The organism is Qipengyuania gaetbuli (assembly GCF_020524765.1).
In the GTDB taxonomy this organism is placed as follows: Bacteria; Pseudomonadota; Alphaproteobacteria; order Sphingomonadales; family Sphingomonadaceae; genus Qipengyuania; species Qipengyuania gaetbuli_A.
The window spans coordinates 82510-101188 of the sequence record NZ_JAIVLR010000002.1 but is presented as its reverse complement, the minus strand read 5'-3'; the positions used below and the strand labels follow the sequence as shown (position 1 = coordinate 101188).

The following is an 18679-nucleotide window of genomic DNA, read 5'->3' as shown; positions in this document are numbered from 1 at the left end:
CAGCGGGCCATCCGTTCGAGCCTGGTGGCTGTGATCAGGAAGGATACTTCCAGGTGCTGCCGCGCGACAGATTGTCGTGCGCGAAGCTCCAGTTGAGCTTGCCGTTGACGGCCTCGAGGTATTCCGGACGCGCGTTCTGGTGATCGAGGTAATAGGCGTGTTCCCACAGGTCGATCACGAGCAGCGGGTTTACGCCGTCGAGGTCGGCCAGCGTGTCGCCGTCATGGGTTTCCTCGATCGTCAGCTTGCCGTCCTTTTCGGCCAGCCAGACCCAGCCGCTGGCGAAGTGGCCGGTGCCGCGTTCCTTGAGCTTGGCCTTGAGGTCGGCAACCGAGCCGAAAGCGGCTTCGATCATGCTCTTCAGTTCGTCGGAAATCGAGGTTTCCGATGCGGCCATCGAATGCCAGTAGAAGCCGTGGTTCCAGCTCTGCGCGGCATTGTTGAACAGGCCCTGGTTGCTGCCGCGCGCGGCAGCGATGACGTCTTCGAGGCTCTTGCCGGCAAGATCGGTGCCTTCGATCGCCGCGTTGGTCTTGTCGATATAGGCCTTGTGGTGCTTGCCGTGGTGGTACGACAGGGTGCGGGCCGAAACCGCCGGTTCCAGCGCGGTGTCGTCGTAAGGCAGGTCGATCAGCTCAAAAGCCATGGATGGTTCCCCTTTTGGTGTCCGTGTTCGTTTCGCGATTTACCCAGCCAACGCATGGGCGCGCGGGTGGTTGCATAGCGGCTGGGAAAATCCGCGCCATGGCTTTTATTCCGCGCCAATCGCGGCCAAGACGTTAGCGCAAAGAGACGGAGCGCATAATCGATGGCACGCAAGTTCTTCGGCACCGACGGTATCCGCGGTCGCACCAATGAAGGCGTGATGACCGCAGCCACCGCCATGCGCGTGGGCCAGGCGGCAGGCACGCACTTCCTGCGCGGCGGGCACCGGCACCGGGTGGTGATCGGCAAGGACACGCGCCTGTCCGGCTACATGATGGAAAGCGCGATGGTGGCCGGCTTCACCAGCGTGGGCATGGATGTGGTTATGACGGGACCGCTGCCCACGCCCGCCATTGCCCTGCTGACCCGCGAAATGCGCGCCGATCTGGGCGTGATGATCTCGGCCAGCCACAATCCTTACGAGGACAATGGCATCAAACTGTTCGGTCCCGACGGCTTCAAACTGTCCGACGAGGCCGAGGCGGCGATCGAGATCTTGCTCGAACAGGAACCGCTGCTGGTCCAGGCCGACCGCATCGGTCGTGCCCGCCGGATCGACGATGCGCGCGGCCGGTACATCCACGCGATCAAGCAGTCGGTCGCCTCCGACATCCGTTTCGACGGACTGAAGGTCGTGGTCGATTGCGCCAATGGCGCGGCCTACCAGGTGGCACCCTCGGCCATCTGGGAACTGGGCGCGGACGTGATTGCCATGGGGGTCGAACCCAATGGCACCAACATCAACAAGGACGTCGGCTCGACCTCGCTCGATGCGATCAAGTCCCGCGTGGTCGAGGAAGGCGCCGACATCGGCATCGCGCTCGACGGCGATGCCGACCGGCTGATCGTGATCGACGAGAAGGGCCAGGCTGTCGACGGCGACCAGATCATGGCGCTGATCGCGACCCGCCTCCAGGCGCGCGGCGACCTCAAGGGCGGCGGCGTGGTGGCGACGGTGATGAGCAATCTCGGCCTTGAACGCTATCTCGAATCGCAGGGCCTCACGCTGGAACGCGCCAAGGTCGGCGACCGCTATGTGCTCGAAAAGATGAAGGCCGGCGGCTTCAACGTGGGCGGCGAACAGTCGGGCCACATGATCCTGCTCGATCACGGCACCACCGGCGACGGCACCGTTGCCGCGCTGCGCGTGCTCGCCAGCCTAGTGCGCTCGGGCAAACCGGCGAGCGAGCTACTGCACGTCTTCGATCCCGTGCCCCAGCTGCTCAAGAACGTGCGCTATTCCGGCGGCAAGCCGCTGGAGACCGACAGCGTCAAGCAGGTCATCGCCGATGCGGAAAAGGAGCTGGAAGGCACCGGCCGCCTCGTCATCCGCCCCTCCGGCACAGAACCGGTCATCCGCGTCATGGCGGAAGGCGACGATGCGGCGCAGGTCGAACGGATCGTGGACCGGATCTGCGATGCAGTGAGGGAGGCCGTCTGATGCTGGAAATGCGCCCCGATTGCGAACGCTGCGGCGCCGATACGCCGGCCGATGCGCCCGGCGCCTTCATCTGCAGCTTCGAATGCACCTTTTGCGCGGACTGCGCCGAGGCGCTCGACGATTTGTGCCCCAATTGCGGGGGCGAACTGATGGATCGCCCGACCCGCGCGCGCAAATTACTCGACAAGTTTCCCGCCTCGACCGAGCGGAAGTTCGAAGGATGAGCGGCGCCCCGCCGCGCGTGCTGACCATCGCCGGCTCCGATTCCTCCGGAGGCGCCGGCATTCAGGCCGACATCAAGACGATCACAATGCTCGGCGGCTACGCCATGAGCGCGATCACCGCCGTGACGGCCCAGAACACTACCGGCGTGCAGGGCGTGGAGGTTTTCTCGCCCGGTTTCGTGATGCAGCAGGTGGAAAGCTGCCTGTCCGACATCGGTGCCAATGCGATCAAGATCGGCATGCTCGGCTCACCCAAAATCGCCCTGCGCCTTGCCGAACGGCTCGACACCTTTCCCGGCCCGATCGTTTTCGATCCCGTCATGGTGGCGACCAGCGGGTCCGAACTGGCGAGCGCTGACACCGTGGCCGCGTTCGGCGCGCTGATGGATATCGCCACCGTCGTCACGCCCAACCTGCCCGAACTCGCGGCGCTGACGGGCCGCGCGGACATTCCCGACGACGAGGTCTTCGACGCGGCGCGCGTCCTGGCGGAAAAGCACGATACGGTGGTGCTGGCCAAGGGCGGCCACGGCGAAGGCGACGAGGTGCTCGACCGCGCCGTGTCCTCGACCGGCAAGCTGGCGAGCTTCGGCCACGCGCGCATTGATACGCCGCACACCCACGGCACGGGCTGCACGCTGTCGGCGGCGCTTGCGACCTTCCTCGCCTATGGCCAGCCGACGACGCACGCCATCAGGCTGGCGCGCGGCTTCGTCTATGCGGCGATCGAGAATGCACCGGGCTTCGGCGCAGGCTCCGGCCCGCTCGGGCACCAGGCGGTTCGCAAGCTGGGCTAGGCGCCTGCCTCAGCAGCCGAGGTTGTAGAAGTCGCAGAGGTATTCCCACGCCTCTTCCGCGGTTTCGCACCAGCGGAACAGTTCGAGATCCTTCTTCGAGATCGTGCCTTCTTCCGCGATGGCTTCGAAGTTCACCACCCGCGTCCAGAAATCCTTGCCGAACAGCAGAATCGGGATCGGCTTCATCTTGCCGGTCTGGATCAGGGTCAGCAGCTCGAAGAACTCGTCGAACGTGCCGAATCCGCCCGGGAACACGGCCACCGCCCGCGCACGCAGCAGGAAGTGCATCTTGCGCAGCGCGAAATAGTGGAAGTTCAGGGACAAATAGGGCGTCACATACTGGTTGGGCGCCTGTTCGTGCGGCAGGATGATGTTGAGGCCGATGGATTCCCCGCCCGCCTCGCTCGCACCGCGATTGGCAGCTTCCATGATCGAGGGGCCACCGCCCGAGCAGACGACGAACTGGCGCTTGCCGTTCTCGATGATCGACTTTTCCGTCGCCAGCTTCGCCAGCTTCAGCGCCTCGGCATAATATTTGGACTTGGCCACGAGGCTCTCGACCACCTTGCGGTCTTCCTCGGGCAGGTCCTTCGCGCCTTCAAGCGCGGTTTCGGCGGCTTCCGGCGGGGGAATGCGGGCGCTGCCGTACATCACCAGCGTCGAGCCGACGCCGGCTTCGTCGAGAATCATCTCGGGCTTGAGCAGTTCGAGCTGGAAGCGGACCGGCCGCAATTCCTCGCGCAGCAGGAAGTCCTTGTCCTGGAAGGCGAGCTTGTAACTGGGATGTTCGGTCTGCGGCGTGTGGACCGCGAGGCCCTTCTTCTCGAACTTGGCTTCCTGTTCGGCCGCGTAGAACTTGCGGTCCTGGATGCCGCGCTTTTGCTTTTCTTCTTCTGTCATGACGGGCGCAGTAGGCCCCGCCGATGAAAGCGACAAGTCATTGAAGAAAGGAAATGGCAGGGGTGACAGGATTCGAACCCGTGGCCCTCGGTTTTGGAGACCGATGCTCTACCAGCTGAGCTACACCCCTGCAGCCGAGGGCGCGCATTAGTCGCTCTGTGCGCTGCTGGCAAGCCGCGTATCGCGTGGAAATGCAAACTGCTAGGATGGTCCCTGCCATGCATGCCCCCGTGCCCGATCTGATCCCTGTCGACCTGCTGCTGCACGCCTATCGCAGCGGCATCTTCCCCATGGCCGACCACCGCGGGGACCGCGAGGTTTACTGGGTCGAACCGCGCGAGCGGGCGATCATCCCGCTCGACGGGTTCCGCTTCTCCAAGAGCCTGCGCAAGGTGGTGAAACAGGACCGCTTCCGCGTGACCTGCGACCGCGATTTTCGCGCGGTCATCGCCGCCTGCGCCGAACCGCGCGAGGAACATGCGGAAAGCTGGATCAGCTACCAGATCGAATCGAGCTACATCGCGCTGCACGAGGCGGGCCATGCCCATTCGATCGAGGTGTGGGACGACGGCGAGCTGGTCGGCGGGCTCTACGGCGTGGCCTTCGACCGGGTGTTCTGCGGCGAAAGCATGTTCAGCCGCACCGACAATGCCAGCAAGACCGCGCTGGCCTGGCTGGTCGCCGCAATGCGCGAGGCGGGGTACGCACTGCTCGACTGCCAGTTCATGACCGACCACCTGGCGACCATGGGCGCGGTGGCCCTGCCGCAGTCGGCCTATCTGGAGAAATTGCGCGAGGCACGCGGTCCGGCGTCAGGATCGATACCGCAGGCCGTGGCCGCGGCGAACGCTCATTCCTCGCCCGGGAATTCCATCGCGCAGTCCTTGACCCAGATATCGTAGATCGGGTGCTCGACCACGTTCAGGCTGGGCGAATTCTTGAACAGCCATCCGGAAAAGATCTTGCGGAACTGGTTCTCGCTGCCCCGGTCGAGGACGAGGACCTGCACGAAAGCGCCGGTTTCCTGCGGCATTTCCCACGGCGCGGTGCGCTCGCAAGCCGAAAGGCGCACGATCACGCTGCCGACGCGTTGCTGCTGGCCGGGCTTCAGTTCGAGCTCGCGGGTCTCGTTGTTACGCTTGTTGAGCAGGCCGATCGTCGCGACCCGGTCTTCCATCGGCGTGCCGATCGCGGCTTCCGCGGCGGCTTCGACCTTGGGCAATTCGACGCGCTTCAGCTCGTCGGGAATTTCGGTGCTGACGGCTTCCGGCTCGGGCGGGTCCTGCGAACAGGCAGCCAGCAAGGCCAGGCTGCAAAGGATCGCACCGGCGCGGAGCACGATCAGGCGTCCGGCGACCAGGCTTCGTAATCGCCGACGGCGGCGGCGCGCTTGCCCCCGCGTTCGAGCGCGCCCTGCGGACGGTAGGCAGAGGCGGTGCCGGTGGCATTCGGCGTGTAATCGGCTTCCCAGATGCGCGGCGCGGGCAGGAAGCTTTCGGGCACGTCGTCACCCGAGCCGTGCAGCCAGCCGTGCCATTCGGCCGGCACGCGGCTGGCATCGTTGGTGCCGTCGTAAATCACCCAGCGGCGTTCGCGCTGGCCTTCGCCGCGCTTCTTCGAACGGTAGTACTTGTTGCCCTGTGCGTCGGTACCGACGTGTTCGCCGTTGCGCGAGGACCACAGCATGGTGCCGATGGTGGCACCGTCCCACCAGGTGAAGATCTTTCCGAGTACGCTCATGGCCGCGCGCCTAGCCGATTCCCGCGCGTGCGCCAAGCGCGCGCATGCGGGAAATCGCCTACCATTCGACGAGATCGCCCGGCCCGATGCCGAGTTCGGCCGCCAGGCCGCCGCGGATTTCGAGCACGCCGCTGGTGAGCCCGTCCGAATAGACCGATTCGAGCGAGTAGGGTTCGGTCATGGCGGCGATGTTGAGGATACGCCCGTCCGTGCCGATGAAAATGATGTCGAGCGGCAGCGGCGTGTTCTTCATCCAGAAGCTGCGCGCGGTCTGCGGCACGCTGGGAAAGATCATCGCAGCATCGTCGGGCAGTTCGGTGCGGAACATCAGTCCCTTGCCCTGCGCCTCTCGCGAATCGGCCAGTTCGGCGCGGAAGACGTGCTTCACCTTGCCCGCGGTGACGGTGACCGGGATGATCTTGAGGCCGGAGATCGGATGCACCTCGTCCTGCGCCTGCTGCGAGGCGGAAGGTGCCGGCTCGTTCGCCGTGCCCTGCTGGGCGCAGGCCATCAAGGCCAGCGGGAGTGCACAGATCAGCGCGGAGCGGAATTTCATGCCGTATTTCCTGTAGTTGGGCCCGGTTAATCGCCCTCTTCGAGCCATTCGTCGAGAGCGCTTTCGTCGCGGGCGGACAGTACCGCCTGCGCATGGGCGAAGGTGTGGCCTGCACGGACCATCGCCGCAAGCTGCTTTTCGCGCCGCTTGTGGCGCTCTTCCACCGGTTCGTCTTCCTGCCCGGTGCCGAAAGGTCCGAATCGGCGCCGCCGGGCAAGCGATACGGCCGCCTGCCGCGCCTCGCGTTCGGCCGGGGCGAGCTCGTCGCGCAGCCCCTCGTCCAGCCCCGCCGACCGCAGTGTCTCGTCCACCCGCCGCGCACCATAGCCGCGGGCCAGCAGGCCGCTGGCTTTCATCCGCCCGAAGCCGCGATCGTCGACATAGCCGCGATCGACGAATTTCCCGACCAGGCCATCGACATCGGGGCCCTCCTCGCCGTCCCAGCCGCGTTCGCGCAGCTTGCGATTGAGATAGGTGCGCAGCTTGCCCGCGCTGGTGGCGAACCGCGCGACATAGGCCAGCGCGAGATCGTTCAGGCGCGTGCGGTCGAGCGGTTTGGGCGTGCGACGGCTTCGCCGCGATGTTGCGTTACGTTCAACCATCGGCCATATTCGTGCCACACTCCTTATCGAATGGGAAAGCTCGATAACGCGCCGGCTCGGGTTGCACGGCGTACGGGACAATGGGGATGGCCGCAAGGTTCTGACTTTTCACGGGAATCGTAACAAAAATGACCGACGCCGCATTGACGCCGACGCCCAATGACTGCGACCTGCCGAGGCGCAGGGCCGACTTCGACACCTTCAACGAGGCGGTCGATTACGCTGCGCGCAGCGAAAAAGGACTCAATTTTCACGATATGCGTGGCGACCTCGTGCGCCCCTATCCGTTCAGCGAGATGCGTGAGGACGCCCTGAAGTTCGCGCGCCAGCTGGTTGCTGCCGGAATCGGCAAGGAAGACCGCGTCGCGCTGATCGCCGAAACCTGCCCCGAATTCGCCGCGCTGTTCTGCGCCTGCACCTATGTCGGCGCCTGGCCGGTCCCGCTGCCCCTGCCCACCGGCTTCGGCGGCAAGGAAGGCTATATCGACCAGCTGTCAGTCCAGCTGCAGAGCAGCGATCCCAAGATGCTGATCTATCCCGGCGAGATCGAGGAGATGGCGCAGGCCGCTGCCGAACGGCAGGGCTGCGAAGGCCAGAGCTGGCAGGATTTCAGCCAGCGCCCCGACCCGGAATGCGAATTGCCCGAAGCCCGGCCCGACGATATCTGCTATCTGCAGTATTCGTCCGGTTCGACCCGCTTCCCCACCGGGGTTGCGGTCACCCACCGCGCGCTGCTGCACAACCTCTTCGGCCATTCGACCGGCGTGGACCTGGGCGTCAACGACCGCGTGGTCAGCTGGCTGCCGTGGTACCATGACATGGGTCTCGTCGGCTGCCTGCTCTCCCCGATCGCGAACCAGGCATCGGTCGACTATCTCAAGACCGAACACTTCGCCCGCCGCCCCCTGGCGTGGCTCGACCTTATCAGCCGCAACAAGGGCAATACGCTCAGCTATTCGCCGACCTTCGGCTACGACATCTGCGCACGCCGCATCTCCAGCCAGAGCCATGTCGACGAACGCTTCGACCTGTCGCGCTGGCGCACGGCAGGCAATGGCGCGGACATGATCCGCCCCGACGTTATGCAGAGCTTCGTCAATGCCTTTGCGCAGGCAGGCTTCAAGGCCAGCGCCTTCACCCCCAGCTACGGCCTTGCCGAAGCGACACTGGCGGTCACCGTCATGCCGCCCGGCGAAGGTATCCGCGTCGAACTGGTGGAGGAGGAACGCCTGTCGGGCCGTCCGCGCAATCTCGACAATCCGGCGCGCTATCGGGCCATCGTCAATTGCGGCAAGGCCCTGCCCGGCATGGAAGTCGAAATCCGCGACGAAAGCGGCAAGGCCAAGGGCGACCACCAGATCGGCAAGGTCTGGTGCCGCGGAACCAGCGTCATGCATTCCTACTTCCGCAACGAGGAAGCGACCAATGAATGCCTCGTCGACGGCTGGCTCGACACGGGCGACATGGGCTATCTTGCCGATGGCTACCTGTTCATCGTCGGCCGCGCGAAGGACATGATCATCATCAACGGCAAGAACCTCTGGCCGCAGGATATCGAATGGGCGGTCGAACAGCTGCCCGGCTTCAACCACGGCGATATCGCCGCCTTCTCGATCGAGACCGAGAACGGCGAGGAAGCGCCTGCCGTGCTGGTCCATTGCCGCGTGTCCGATCCGGAAGAGCAGCTGCGCCTGCGCGACCAGATCGCCGACAAGGTCCGCGGGGTCACGGGCATGAGCTGCGTCGTCGAACTGGTTCCGCCGCGCACCCTGCCGCGCACCAGCTCGGGCAAGCTCAGCCGTGCGAAAGCCAAGCGGCTTTACCTCGCCGGCGAAATCCAGCCGCTCGACCTGGCGGCCTGATTCAAGGCGATCCGTCGCAATTCAACGTGCTGTCCTGCGATGGCACCTTGAAACTCGTGTTATAGAGACCTAATACAGAAGGAAATCTTCTGGGAGGCCTCTTGTAGTTCCATGAGTGACGAAAAACCTCAGGCAGCCGCCGCTCCGTCCGCAGCCAAGCCCGCCGCCACGGCGACCATGGCTCCGCCCGAATTCGACCTGACGCCGCCCGATCCGGTGCCCGCCGTCGCGCCCGAGAAGGCCGCCGGGCTCGTTCCCGTGTCGGACGAGGTGAAGAGCAAGCTGGAAACCAAGGTCGACGGCTTCGTCGCCGACCTCATCGCGCAGGACGCCAATTCGCCCGAATTCGGCAAGAAGGTCGACCAGCTGACCAACATGGGCCGCAAGGAAATCATGGCGGCCGCCGGCATGTCCAACCGCTTCCTCGACCGCCCTGTGCGCGCGATGGACAAGGACGAAGGCGTCGGTGCCAACCTCGCCGAACTGCGCCGCGTGGTGGAGGATCTCGATCCGGGCAAGCGCGGCAAGCTGTCGGGCACCCGCAAGTTCCTCGGCATCATTCCCTTCGGCAACAAGCTGACGAACTATTTCCGCAGCTACCAGAGCGCGCAAACGCACATCCAGTCGATCCTCCTGAACCTTGCCAGCGGCAAGGACGAGCTGATCATGGACAATGCCGCGATCGACGTCGAACGGCAGAAGCTGTGGGAAGCGATGGGCAATCTGGAACAGATGATCCACATCTCCAACACGCTGGACCAGAAGCTGGAAGAAAAGGCCGCCGAACTCGACGCGACCGATCCGGCAAAGGCCAAGGCCGTGCGCGAGACCGCGCTGTTCTATGTCCGCCAGCGCACGCAGGACCTGCTCACGCAGATGGCAGTGAGCGTGCAGGGCTATCTTGCTCTCGACCTGGTCAAAAAGAACAATGTCGAGCTGGTGAAGGGCGTCGATCGCGCCAGCACCACCACCGTCGGCGCCCTGCGCACGGCAGTGACGGTTGCCGAAGCGATGACCAACCAGCGCCTCGTGCTGGGCCAGATCACGGCGCTCAACGAAACGACCGCCGGGATCATCGATTCCACCAGCACCATGCTGCGCGACCAGACCGGCAAGATCCACGAACAGGCCGCCGCCAGTACGATCCCGCTGGAAACGCTCCAGCGCGCATTCCAGAACATCTACGACACGATGGACGAGGTCGACGCCTTCAAGCTGCGCGCACTCGACAGCATGAAGCAGACCGTGACCCTGCTTACGAGCGAGGTCGAGAAGTCGAAGGGCTACATCGCCCGCGCCGAAGGGCAGGCCCAGGCGCAGAAGCAGGTCGCCGAAAGCGGTCTGCTGAGCATCGAGGGCTGAGGAGCGAACCTTGGGCGACCTTACCCGCGAAAGCCAGCGCCTGATCGAAGAAGGCCGGCGCCTGCGCGATGACAACCGTTCCGGCGGGCGTCATCGCCGCTCGGTCTCGATTGGCGAAGGCTCGGCCAGGGCAAAGCGCAAGCACCTGATGAGCAAGGTGCGCAACGTGGTCATCGCCCTGTTCGCCCTGTGGGTCGGCATGGGCGTGCTGGGCCTGATCGTCGACGGCATCGGTTTTGCCGGCATCATGGCCCTGATCGTTGCCAGCGTCGTCGCGGTCGGCATCTTCGGCAATTATCCCAAGATGAAAGTCCCCAAGCGCGCCGAGATCAACAAGGGCAATGTCCAGCAGATGGTCGCGCGTACCGAGTTGTGGCTCGAACACCAGCGCCCAGCCCTGCCCCCGCCGGCGGTCAACCTCGTCGACCAGATCGGCGTGCAGCTCGACGGGCTCGGCTACCAGCTCGACGGGCTCGACCAGAACCACCCCAAGGCGCGCGAAATCCGCAGCCTGGTGGGCGAGCAATTGCCCGAGATGGTCGACAGTTATCGCAAGATCCCCGCGCATCTGCGCACCGAAAAGCGCGCCGGCGTGACGCCTGACGAGCAGCTGACCGACAGCCTTTCCAAGATCAGCGGCGAAATCGATTCGATCACGCGCCAGTTGGCCGAAGGATCGCTCGACGATTTGGCGATCAAGCACCGGTACCTCGATTACAAGTTCGGCAGCGGTGCCGAGACCAGCCCGCAACTGGAGCACAAGAGCTGATGCGCGTCCCGATCGCCCACGAACTTCCCAAGGAAGAGGTCCGCCGCCGCCTGTCCGACCACAGTCACGAGATCGCCGAGGTCGTGCCCGGCGGTATGGCCGACGTGGCCGTGTCCTGGGCCAGCGAGGACACGATGAACGTCGATGTCACCACCATGGGCCAGACGCTCAAGTCACGCGTGCTGGTGGAAGATTCCCAGGTCGTGTTCGAAGTGGATATCCCGCTCGCGCTGTCCTTCGTCGAACCGATGATCAAGGGCGCCATCAAGAGCAAGGGCGAGAAGCTGCTCGCCCCGCCAAAGGCCTGACACCCGACCCCTAGTTGAAGAACCGCTGCTGGTAATAGAAGGGCGCCGATACCGGCTGGCCTTCTGCATTGCGCGCGGGTTCGAACCGCAGCTGGTCCAGCGCCAGGCGACACACTGTCGCATCCGTTTCGGGGAACGGACTGGCGCGGTAGATCGAGCAGGTCACCGCGCGGCCTTCGGCCGAAACGGTCAGCTTCACGATCACGGACTTCCCGATCCGCGCTTCACGTCCGCCCGGCGGGACGGGAAAGGCACTGGCGTCCGTAATCGCCCGGATGAGCACCGGCTTCGTCGCAGCGACGCCGCCCTGCCCGCCGCCGCCGCGTCCCGCACCCGTGCCAAGACCGCTTCCGGCAGCACCCGTGCCATCGCCCGATTGGGTTGCCCCTGAATCGGTCGCTGTTCCGGTCGAGGAGGCGCGCGGCACCGGCCGGTCCTCGCGCACCTGCCGGCGCGGCGTAGGGGCTGTCACCGGCTGCGGCACCGCTTCGCGCCCCGGATCGCCCTGCGCGCCCTCGTCGGGCTCGGGCTCGACCTCGGGTGTCTCCTGTTCCGGCGTAGTGACCGTGACCGAGAACGCAGAGACGACCTCGCGCTCCACCGTGGCGACGACGCCCGGGGCCAGGGCACGTATTAATGCGTAGAAGATTCCCAAATGAATCAACAGTATGAGGAGGATAACCCAAGCGTTGGGCCGCCTCCTAGCCGTGCTGAACCGGGTTTCGCTTTCGGTCATTGCACCCCAACGGGAAAGGGGGCGCACCTGTTCCGACCCGCCCGCCGCTCGGGTCATGGCTAGGAGATCGTCCATGGCAACGCAACCATTGCGCCCCTCGCTGCCGGGTTGGAGCAGGCGCCTCGACTTGCGCATGGTCTTCGCCGCCCTGCTTGGCTTCGCGGGTTTCGCCCTGCTCGCCTACGCCAGCATCGACCTGACGCGCGGGTCCGGCCGGATCGCGGTCGTCTGGCTACCGAATGCAATAGCCGTCGCAATCCTGCTTCGGGCCCGGCTATCGAGCGAGCGATTATTCCTCCTCGCATTGTTTGCGGGCAATTTCGTGGCGAACCGGCTCGTCGGTGACGATACCTTTACCGCGCTGACGCTGTCCCTCGCCAATATCGTCGAAATCCGGATTGCGGTGGAGGTCGTCCGCAAACTGGCCGGCCCCCGCCCCTGCATGGGTGACGCAGGCGAACTGATGCGCTTCGTCTTCGGCGCATGCCTGGTCGCGCCACTGGCTTCGGCGACAATCGCCTCGCTGGTCCTGTCAGGTGGAGAGGCATCGCTGGCGGGCCTGCTCCAGTGGGCCGCATCCGATGCGCTGTCTATGATCATCGTCGCGCCATCCGTGCTCGTTTTCTGGGACGCGCTGCAAAGGCCGCGCTGGCCCACTGCCCGCGAAGTCCTGGAATGGTCTGTCCTGACCACGGTCGGCACCGGCGTGACGCTGGTGGTCTTCCTCCAGACCGCCTACCCGCTGCTGTTCCTCGTACCGCCGGTCATCGTCTGCCATGCTTTCCGCCTTGGGGTCCTCGGCACGGCATTCTCGGTTCTGAAAGTGGCCACCATCGCGTTGATCTGCACGCAGGCAGGCACGGGCCCGATCAACCTCCTGCCCATGCCGCTGCACGCCCAGTTGCTGGTGTTCGAGGCATTTCTCGCCTCCTCGGTGCTCGTTGGATTCCCGGTCGCCGCCATCCTTTCGACCCGCGAACGGCTGCTGCGCGAGGTGCGCGAGGGCAAAAAGCAGATGGCACTGCTGGCGGACAACATCACCGACGCGATCCTGCGATACGACTTGGAGGGCGTATGCACCTACGCCTCTCCCTCGACCCGCCACGTGCTCGGCGCGGAGCCGCGCGAATTCGTCGGACGCCGCACGTCGGACCGGGTCCATCCCGAAGCGCGCAAGGCCATCGCTGCAGCGCAGGAAAGGCTGCTGTCGGGTCGCAGCAAGAGCGAGCGATTTACCTACCGCCGCTTCCTCGACGATGCGGCAGGAGAGGCGGTTTACATCGAAGCGGACTGCGCTCTCGCACTGGACGGCGCGACGGGGGAACGCGAAGGCATCATCGTGTCTGCCCGCGACGTGACCAAGCGTGTCGCGCTGGAGAGGAAACTCAATCGGGCGACCCGCCATGCGGAAAACGCTGCACGGGCAAAAGCGCAGTTCCTTGCCAATATGAGCCACGAAATCCGCACTCCGATGAACGGGGTGCTGGGTTTCGCGGATCTCCTGACCCGCATGGAGCTCGATCCGGAAGCGGCCCGCTATGCGGATCTCATTTCGCGTTCCGGCCGCTCCATGATGATGCTGCTGAACGATATCCTGGATATCTCGAAGATCGAATCCGGACAGCTGGTCATCAATTACGAGGATTTCGACCTGCCGGTCCTGATCGACGATTGCGTCAGGCTGCATATGTCGGTCGCAGACGAAAAAGGCATCGCGCTGACCTTGTCCTGTCCCCCGGAAATCCCGCACCTCCTGCGCGGAGACGCGCTGCGGTTGCGGCAGATCTTGCTCAACCTCGTCGGCAATGCGGTGAAATTCACCGAAAAAGGGCGGGTGGATATCTCGGTCCGCGTCGAAGGTTCGAACCTCGTGATCGATGTCGAGGACAGCGGGATAGGGATCGCCCCCAACCGGATCGACAATATCTTCGATCCTTTCGTCCAGGAGGAGGCCAGCACGACCCGCAGGTTCGGCGGGACCGGCCTTGGCCTCGCCATTTCGCGGCAACTCGCCGAAATTCTCGGCGGATCGCTGGGAGTGGATTCGATGCCGGGTGTCGGCTCGCGCTTTTCGCTGCGGGTGCCGCTTGAACAGGCCAAGGGCGCAGTGCCCGCGCCGGGTAAGCAGGAAAGGCGGGCCGGCCACATGGCTGCCCCGAAGGCAAACGGCCGCATCCTGCTGGCGGAAGATCACGACATCAACCGGATGCTCGTGACGGCCATGCTCGAAGACCTGGGACAGCGAGTGCGCATTGCACATGACGGGGCAGAGGCCATCGCGGCCGTGCTCGATGCAGCGGACAGGGGCGATCCCTTCGACATCGTGCTGATGGATATCCAGATGCCGGGCTGCGACGGCTACACCGCCACGCGCGAAATCCGCAGGAGCGGGATCACCCCGAGCGACCTGCCGATCATCGCGCTCACCGCAAACGCTTTTCCCGAGGACATCGCCGCAGCGCTGGAAGCGGGTATGCAGGCCCACCTTGCAAAACCGCTCGTCTTCGAGGAACTGGCCGCATCGCTTGCGCGCTGGCTGCCGGTAAGCATCGTACCTGACGCTTTGGCCATCACCGGCCAGCCCGACAACACCGAGGCCACGACCGGGCACTCACCCGAAATGCAGGAGCGCTGGCTCGCGCGCCGCAGCGAAGCGATCGAGGCAGTCGTTGCCGCGGTCGAGGAGGATGTTCTCGAAGGCGTCCGGGTCGAGGAACTGGCGCGCACGGTGCACAAGCTTGCCGGCACTGCGGGGATGTTCGGCGAAGAGAGCCTCGGCGAAAAAGCGGCTGCGCTGGAACGCGCCCTGCGCTCGAATGTGGAGCCGCTGGTGCGCCGCAAGCTGGCCGAGGAATTGCTCGCGGCCGCCTGATCCTGGTTTCGGGCAAAGAAAAAGGGCGGCCCCGCATGGGAGCCGCCCTCTTCTTTTCGGTTCGCGATCTGGCTTAGTAGCCGATGATCAGCGAGATGCTGCCGGCGCGCGGAGCACCGATCTGTGCGAAGCCGAAGTCGTCCAGCGAGCCACCGAAGAAGCCGATGTAATATTCATCGAACAGGTTGGTGAGGTTCAGCTGGATGGCTGCGTCGCCGCCGGTTGCGAATTCGCCGAGCGTGATACGCGCGTCGAGGTCGACAACGGTGTAGGACGGAGCCTTGTCTTCGTTGGTGTCGTTGATCCACCGCGGACCGGTGTGCTTCACCTGTGCGCCCAGTTCGAAGTCACCGAAGGCGATCTGGCCACGGCCACCGAACGAGTAGGTCGGCGTACCCGATTCCTGCTTGCCGGCGGTCGGGATGAAGCCACCGCGGTCAAGCACGTCGTCCTGGATTTCGGAGTCGTTGTACGAGCCGAAGACATACAGGAGCGAGTTGCGCGACGGACGGTAGGCGATCGAGCCGTCGATGCCCCACTTGTCGACCTTGCCGAGGTTACGGAAGACGAATTCGCCTTCGCCGTCATTGGCAGTCGGGTCGAACGCAACCGCCAGGCGGTTGTTGTACTTGGTGTAGTAGGCACCAAGCTGGGCTTCCACGTCTCCGGTCTGGTAACGCATGCCGAGGTCGAAGCTGTCGGTCGTTTCCGGAACCGGGCGAGCGACGTCTTCATCGGCGAAGTACAGCGAATCGTACAGCGGGTCGGTACCGGGGACCGAGAGGCCCTTGGCGTAGTTACCGAACACCGACATCGCGTCGCTGATGTCGTAGGTGAAGCCGACGTTCGGCAGCAGCTCGTCGTACTTGTAGGTACGCGACTGCGGTGCGGCGTGATCGTCGTTGAACGAGGCGTTCACGTAGTTCGACAGGTCTGCACCCGGGTTCGGACAGTCGACGAAGCCGCCAGCCGAGGTGGTGAAGCAGTTCTGGTTCAGCTCACGGGTGAAGAACGGAGCACGCAGTGCGAGCTTCGCGGTGAGGTCGCCGAACTGGCCGGTGTACTCTGCCGAAACCTGGTGCAGGATGGCGTACGACAGACGGTCACGCTTCTGGACCGGGTTGCCGTTGACGTCGAGCACCGGCTCATCGATCGCGAACACGTTCCACGGTTCACCGTTTTCGTACATGCCGCTGATTTCACCCGTCTGACGGTGACGTGCACGGTCCCAGGTGTAGGTCAGACGCGCACGATGGTTGTCGGCGATGTCGTAGATCAGGTTGGCAATGACGCCGTAACGGTCGGTGGTCGTCTGGCTCGGGTCGGTACCTGCCAGGCGGTCGAGCAGGTCGCCGTCGCCGTTGAGGTCGCGTCCGAAGTAGTAACCGCCGTTGAATGCACCCGTGTAGGAGCCGCCGTTTACGGTGAAGAACGATTCACGCAGATCGTCGGGGCCGCCACCGTTCGCCTTGACGTACTGGTAGCTCGGATCGAACGTGAAGGTCAGGCTGTCACCGATGCTGAAACGCGAGGCGCCGCGGATGTTGCCCGTGTTCGACGGGTTGTAGCGACGGTAGAATGCCGCGCCGCAACCGTTGCGGTCGTCGTAGCGGTCGCTGACGCCGGGGTTGCCCACGCCGCCGACCAGTTCGTCGGCCGCGATGCTGCAGGGATATTCGCCGTTGGTCTCGTAGATCGAGAAACGGCCTTCCTTGTCGTTGTAGGTGACGCCGTTGATTTCGACTTCGCCATCTTCAGCCATCGGCAGGAGGAAGCGCAGGCTTTCCGAACCGGCGAAGTTGTTGCGGTTCTCGTTGTAGTGGCCCGAAACCGCCACGAAGTCGCCGTTCGAACCCAGGTCCTGCCAGATGCGGGCGTTGAACTGCTTCTTATCGATCTTGCCGTACGGGTTATAGGGAACGCCGTAGCTGGTGTAGCTGGCCGAACCGAACATCTTGAGGCCGTTGCCGGTGATGTCGCCGGTGTCGAGCATCAGGAAGCCGCGCATGTAGACGGTGTCTTCGGCGCCCTTCGAAAGGACGTCGCCGAAGGTCATCGTCGCGGTGATGCCGGCATCGTCGCTGGGCTCACGCGTACGGATGTTGATCGTGCCGCCGGTTGCCGAAGCGGTCGGGCTGTCGACGTCGGTGGTGCCGAGGTTGACGTTGACCTCTTCGAGGACTTCCGGGTCGACCTGCTGGTTGGTGTAGAGGGCGTAGTTACCCGAATCGTTCAGCGGCAGGCCGTCGAGGGTCTGCGAAACGCGGTCCGAGCTGAAGCCGCGGATGGTGAAGCCACCGCCCGACGAACCCCAGGGGTCGTTGTTCTGGAAGCTGACGCCGGGAACCAGGTTCACGATGTCGTTGACCGTCTGGCCCGGACGCTGGCGACGGATGATCTCTTCGTTGAGAACCTGCTTCGCCTTGGTGGTGTTCGGGATTTCGACGCCGCCGACACCATTGTCGGTGGTGCCGGTAACGATGATCACATCGTCATCGAAGTCGATCGAACCGGTCGACTGGGCTGCGGCGGGCATTGCGCCTGCAGCTGCGATACCAGCCACCGACGTGGCCAGGAGATATTTGAACTTCATCGAGAAGACCCCTTCGTCTCTTCGGGTGAATACTTGATGCTTTACGGAAGCGCAGCCCCGCTAGGCCGTGCATGTTTCGGCAAAGCGATGCTTTTGTGACAGAGTCAAGACAGCCACCGGGGGCTGTGAATCAATTGCGCCACACAAAGGGATAAATTCAAGTAATTCAGCAACTTAGATAAGTTGCAAAATTGCACCATTTGGAATTTATCTTGCCGGCCGGGTTCCGCCGCGGATTTGGGCCCACGGCGGATCGGGGTTGTCCGGATCAGGCGAGATTGATCTCGCGCAGGCGCTGCAGCAGGAAATCGTGGCTGGAAATCGGCGCCGGATGGTCGTCCGGACGCGCCGGATCGATGCAGCTTTCCAGCGTCTCGATCGTGTAGTCCGGGCGGAAGTGCAGGAAGAAGGGCATGGAATAGCGCGCCCGATATGCCGCCTCGCCGCGCGGATTTACGACGCGGTGCGTGGTCGAACGCAGCTTGCCGTTGGTCAGCCGGTCGAGCATGTCGCCGACATTGATGACCAGCGCGCCTTCCGGCACGTCCACGGCCTTCCATTCATCCTGCTTGGTCAGCAGTTCGAGACCGGCCTCTTCCGCGCCCAGCAGCAGCGTGATCGTGTTGATGTCGCCATGCGCTGCGGCACGGATGGCTCCTTCGGCTTCCGCGCCTTCGAGCGGCGGGTAGCGCAGCAGGCGCATGACCGAATTGCCGTCCTTGACGGTGGCGGCGAAGAACTCGCGCGGCAGGCCGAGATGGAGCGCGATCGCCTCCAGCACGCGGCCGCCGGCTTCCTCGAAGGCCGTGTAGAGTTCGGTGAAGGTCTCGCGGAAACCGTCGACCTCGTCCGGCCAGACATTGGCGGCCATGTATTCGGCCAGCTCGTGCCCTTCGGGAAGTTCGCGCCCGACGTGCCAGAATTCCTTGAGGTCGTGGACCTTGGCGTCCTTGGCCTTCTCGGTCCCGAACGGCGTGTAGCCGCGTGCGCCGCCCCCGCCCGGGATGTGGTAGGCGCGCTTGGCTTCGTCCGGCAGCGCGAAGAATTCCTTCGACAGCGCTTCGGCGCGGTCGATCAGTTCCTGCGGGATGCCATGGTCGCGAATTACGGCAAAGCCGTATTCCTGGAAGCTGCGGCCAAGCTCGTCGGCGATGTTTTCGAGCGGCTGTGCCAGCGACACAACCGCGATATCGGTGTTGGAATCGGTCATAA

The 18679-nt window shown here is 64.3% G+C and carries 18 protein-coding genes and 1 tRNA gene; 9 read left to right on the top strand and 10 right to left on the bottom strand.

The window, feature by feature from the left end; translation table 11 throughout:
- Window positions 1–34: 34 nt before the first annotated feature.
- Window positions 35–646 (bottom strand): superoxide dismutase, encoded by a 612-nt coding sequence (locus LC083_RS09060; RefSeq protein WP_222554625.1) that lies wholly within the window; start codon window positions 644–646, stop codon window positions 35–37.
- Between the two features lie 162 nt (window positions 647–808).
- Between LC083_RS09060 and glmM the strand changes: the two genes are divergently transcribed.
- The 3 genes from glmM to thiD are packed head-to-tail and all read left to right on the top strand — an operon-like array spanning window position 809 to window position 3167.
- A complete protein-coding gene (glmM, locus tag LC083_RS09055; protein ID WP_226700124.1) occupies window positions 809–2146 on the top strand; it encodes a phosphoglucosamine mutase in 1338 nt (445 codons plus the stop codon).
- On the top strand, window positions 2146–2370 hold the full coding sequence (locus tag LC083_RS09050) for a DUF1272 domain-containing protein (protein ID WP_226700123.1): 225 nt from the start codon (window positions 2146–2148) through the stop codon (window positions 2368–2370). Before glmM ends, LC083_RS09050 begins: the two co-directional genes overlap by 1 nt.
- On the top strand, window positions 2367–3167 hold the full coding sequence (gene thiD, locus LC083_RS09045; RefSeq protein WP_226700122.1) for a bifunctional hydroxymethylpyrimidine kinase/phosphomethylpyrimidine kinase: 801 nt from the start codon (window positions 2367–2369) through the stop codon (window positions 3165–3167). Before LC083_RS09050 ends, thiD begins: the two co-directional genes overlap by 4 nt.
- A gap of 9 nt (window positions 3168–3176) precedes the next feature.
- On the opposite strand, the gene LC083_RS09040 is transcribed toward thiD, so the two are convergent.
- Window positions 3177–4067, bottom strand: coding sequence for an LOG family protein (locus LC083_RS09040; RefSeq protein WP_160608987.1), 891 nt, complete (start codon window positions 4065–4067; stop codon window positions 3177–3179).
- Window positions 4068–4121: 54 nt separating this feature from the next.
- Window positions 4122–4197, bottom strand: a tRNA-Trp gene (locus tag LC083_RS09035).
- Window positions 4198–4285: 88 nt separating this feature from the next.
- Between LC083_RS09035 and aat the strand changes: the two genes are divergently transcribed.
- Window positions 4286–4969, top strand: coding sequence for a leucyl/phenylalanyl-tRNA--protein transferase (gene aat / locus LC083_RS09030; protein WP_226700782.1), 684 nt, complete (start codon window positions 4286–4288; stop codon window positions 4967–4969).
- Here the strand turns inward: aat and LC083_RS09025 are convergent.
- From LC083_RS09025 to LC083_RS09010, 4 genes are read right to left on the bottom strand one after another with little or no spacing between them, the layout of a single operon-like run.
- Window positions 4918–5406 (bottom strand): DUF2155 domain-containing protein, encoded by a 489-nt coding sequence (locus LC083_RS09025; protein ID WP_222554630.1) that lies wholly within the window; start codon window positions 5404–5406, stop codon window positions 4918–4920. The two genes, aat and LC083_RS09025, sit on opposite strands and share 52 nt — an antisense overlap.
- A 2-nt stretch (window positions 5407–5408) precedes the next feature.
- Window positions 5409–5807, bottom strand: coding sequence for an NADH:ubiquinone oxidoreductase subunit NDUFA12 (locus LC083_RS09020; RefSeq protein ID WP_222554631.1), 399 nt, complete (start codon window positions 5805–5807; stop codon window positions 5409–5411).
- 58 nt (window positions 5808–5865) lie between these two features.
- Window positions 5866–6363, bottom strand: a complete 498-nt coding sequence (locus LC083_RS09015) for a DUF192 domain-containing protein (RefSeq protein WP_160608984.1) — start codon at window positions 6361–6363, stop codon at window positions 5866–5868.
- 26 nt (window positions 6364–6389) lie between these two features.
- Window positions 6390–6965, bottom strand: a complete 576-nt coding sequence (locus LC083_RS09010; protein ID WP_226700121.1) for a regulatory protein RecX — start codon at window positions 6963–6965, stop codon at window positions 6390–6392.
- 128 nt (window positions 6966–7093) lie between these two features.
- Here LC083_RS09010 and LC083_RS09005 point away from each other — a divergent pair, with 128 nt between their 5' ends.
- From LC083_RS09005 to LC083_RS08990, 4 genes are all read left to right on the top strand, one after another.
- Window positions 7094–8827 (top strand): fatty acyl-AMP ligase, encoded by a 1734-nt coding sequence (locus LC083_RS09005; protein WP_226700120.1) that lies wholly within the window; start codon window positions 7094–7096, stop codon window positions 8825–8827.
- Window positions 8828–8938: 111 nt separating this feature from the next.
- Window positions 8939–10189, top strand: a complete 1251-nt coding sequence (locus LC083_RS09000; RefSeq protein WP_407692161.1) for a toxic anion resistance protein — start codon at window positions 8939–8941, stop codon at window positions 10187–10189.
- Window positions 10190–10199: 10 nt separating this feature from the next.
- Window positions 10200–10958, top strand: a complete 759-nt coding sequence (locus tag LC083_RS08995; RefSeq protein ID WP_226700119.1) for a hypothetical protein — start codon at window positions 10200–10202, stop codon at window positions 10956–10958.
- Window positions 10958–11266, top strand: a complete 309-nt coding sequence (locus tag LC083_RS08990; protein ID WP_226700118.1) for a polyhydroxyalkanoic acid system family protein — start codon at window positions 10958–10960, stop codon at window positions 11264–11266. Before LC083_RS08995 ends, LC083_RS08990 begins: the two co-directional genes overlap by 1 nt.
- 10 nt (window positions 11267–11276) lie before the next feature.
- Here the strand turns inward: LC083_RS08990 and LC083_RS08985 are convergent, their stop codons facing one another.
- Entirely contained in the window at window positions 11277–11930 is a 654-nt protein-coding gene (locus tag LC083_RS08985; RefSeq protein ID WP_226700117.1) for an energy transducer TonB, read from the bottom strand.
- A 145-nt stretch (window positions 11931–12075) separates the two neighbouring features.
- Here LC083_RS08985 and LC083_RS08980 point away from each other — a divergent pair, with 145 nt between their 5' ends.
- Window positions 12076–14874 (top strand): ATP-binding protein, encoded by a 2799-nt coding sequence (locus tag LC083_RS08980; protein WP_226700116.1) that lies wholly within the window; start codon window positions 12076–12078, stop codon window positions 14872–14874.
- 73 nt (window positions 14875–14947) lie between these two features.
- Here LC083_RS08980 and LC083_RS08975 read toward each other — a convergent pair whose 3' ends face one another.
- Window positions 14948–17467: a TonB-dependent receptor gene (locus tag LC083_RS08975; protein ID WP_226700115.1), complete on the bottom strand. Its 2520-nt coding sequence runs from the start codon at window positions 17465–17467 to the stop codon at window positions 14948–14950.
- A 268-nt stretch (window positions 17468–17735) separates the two neighbouring features.
- Window positions 17736–18677, bottom strand: coding sequence for an isopenicillin N synthase family dioxygenase (locus LC083_RS08970; protein ID WP_224831913.1), 942 nt, complete (start codon window positions 18675–18677; stop codon window positions 17736–17738).
- Window positions 18678–18679: the final 2 nt, after the last annotated feature.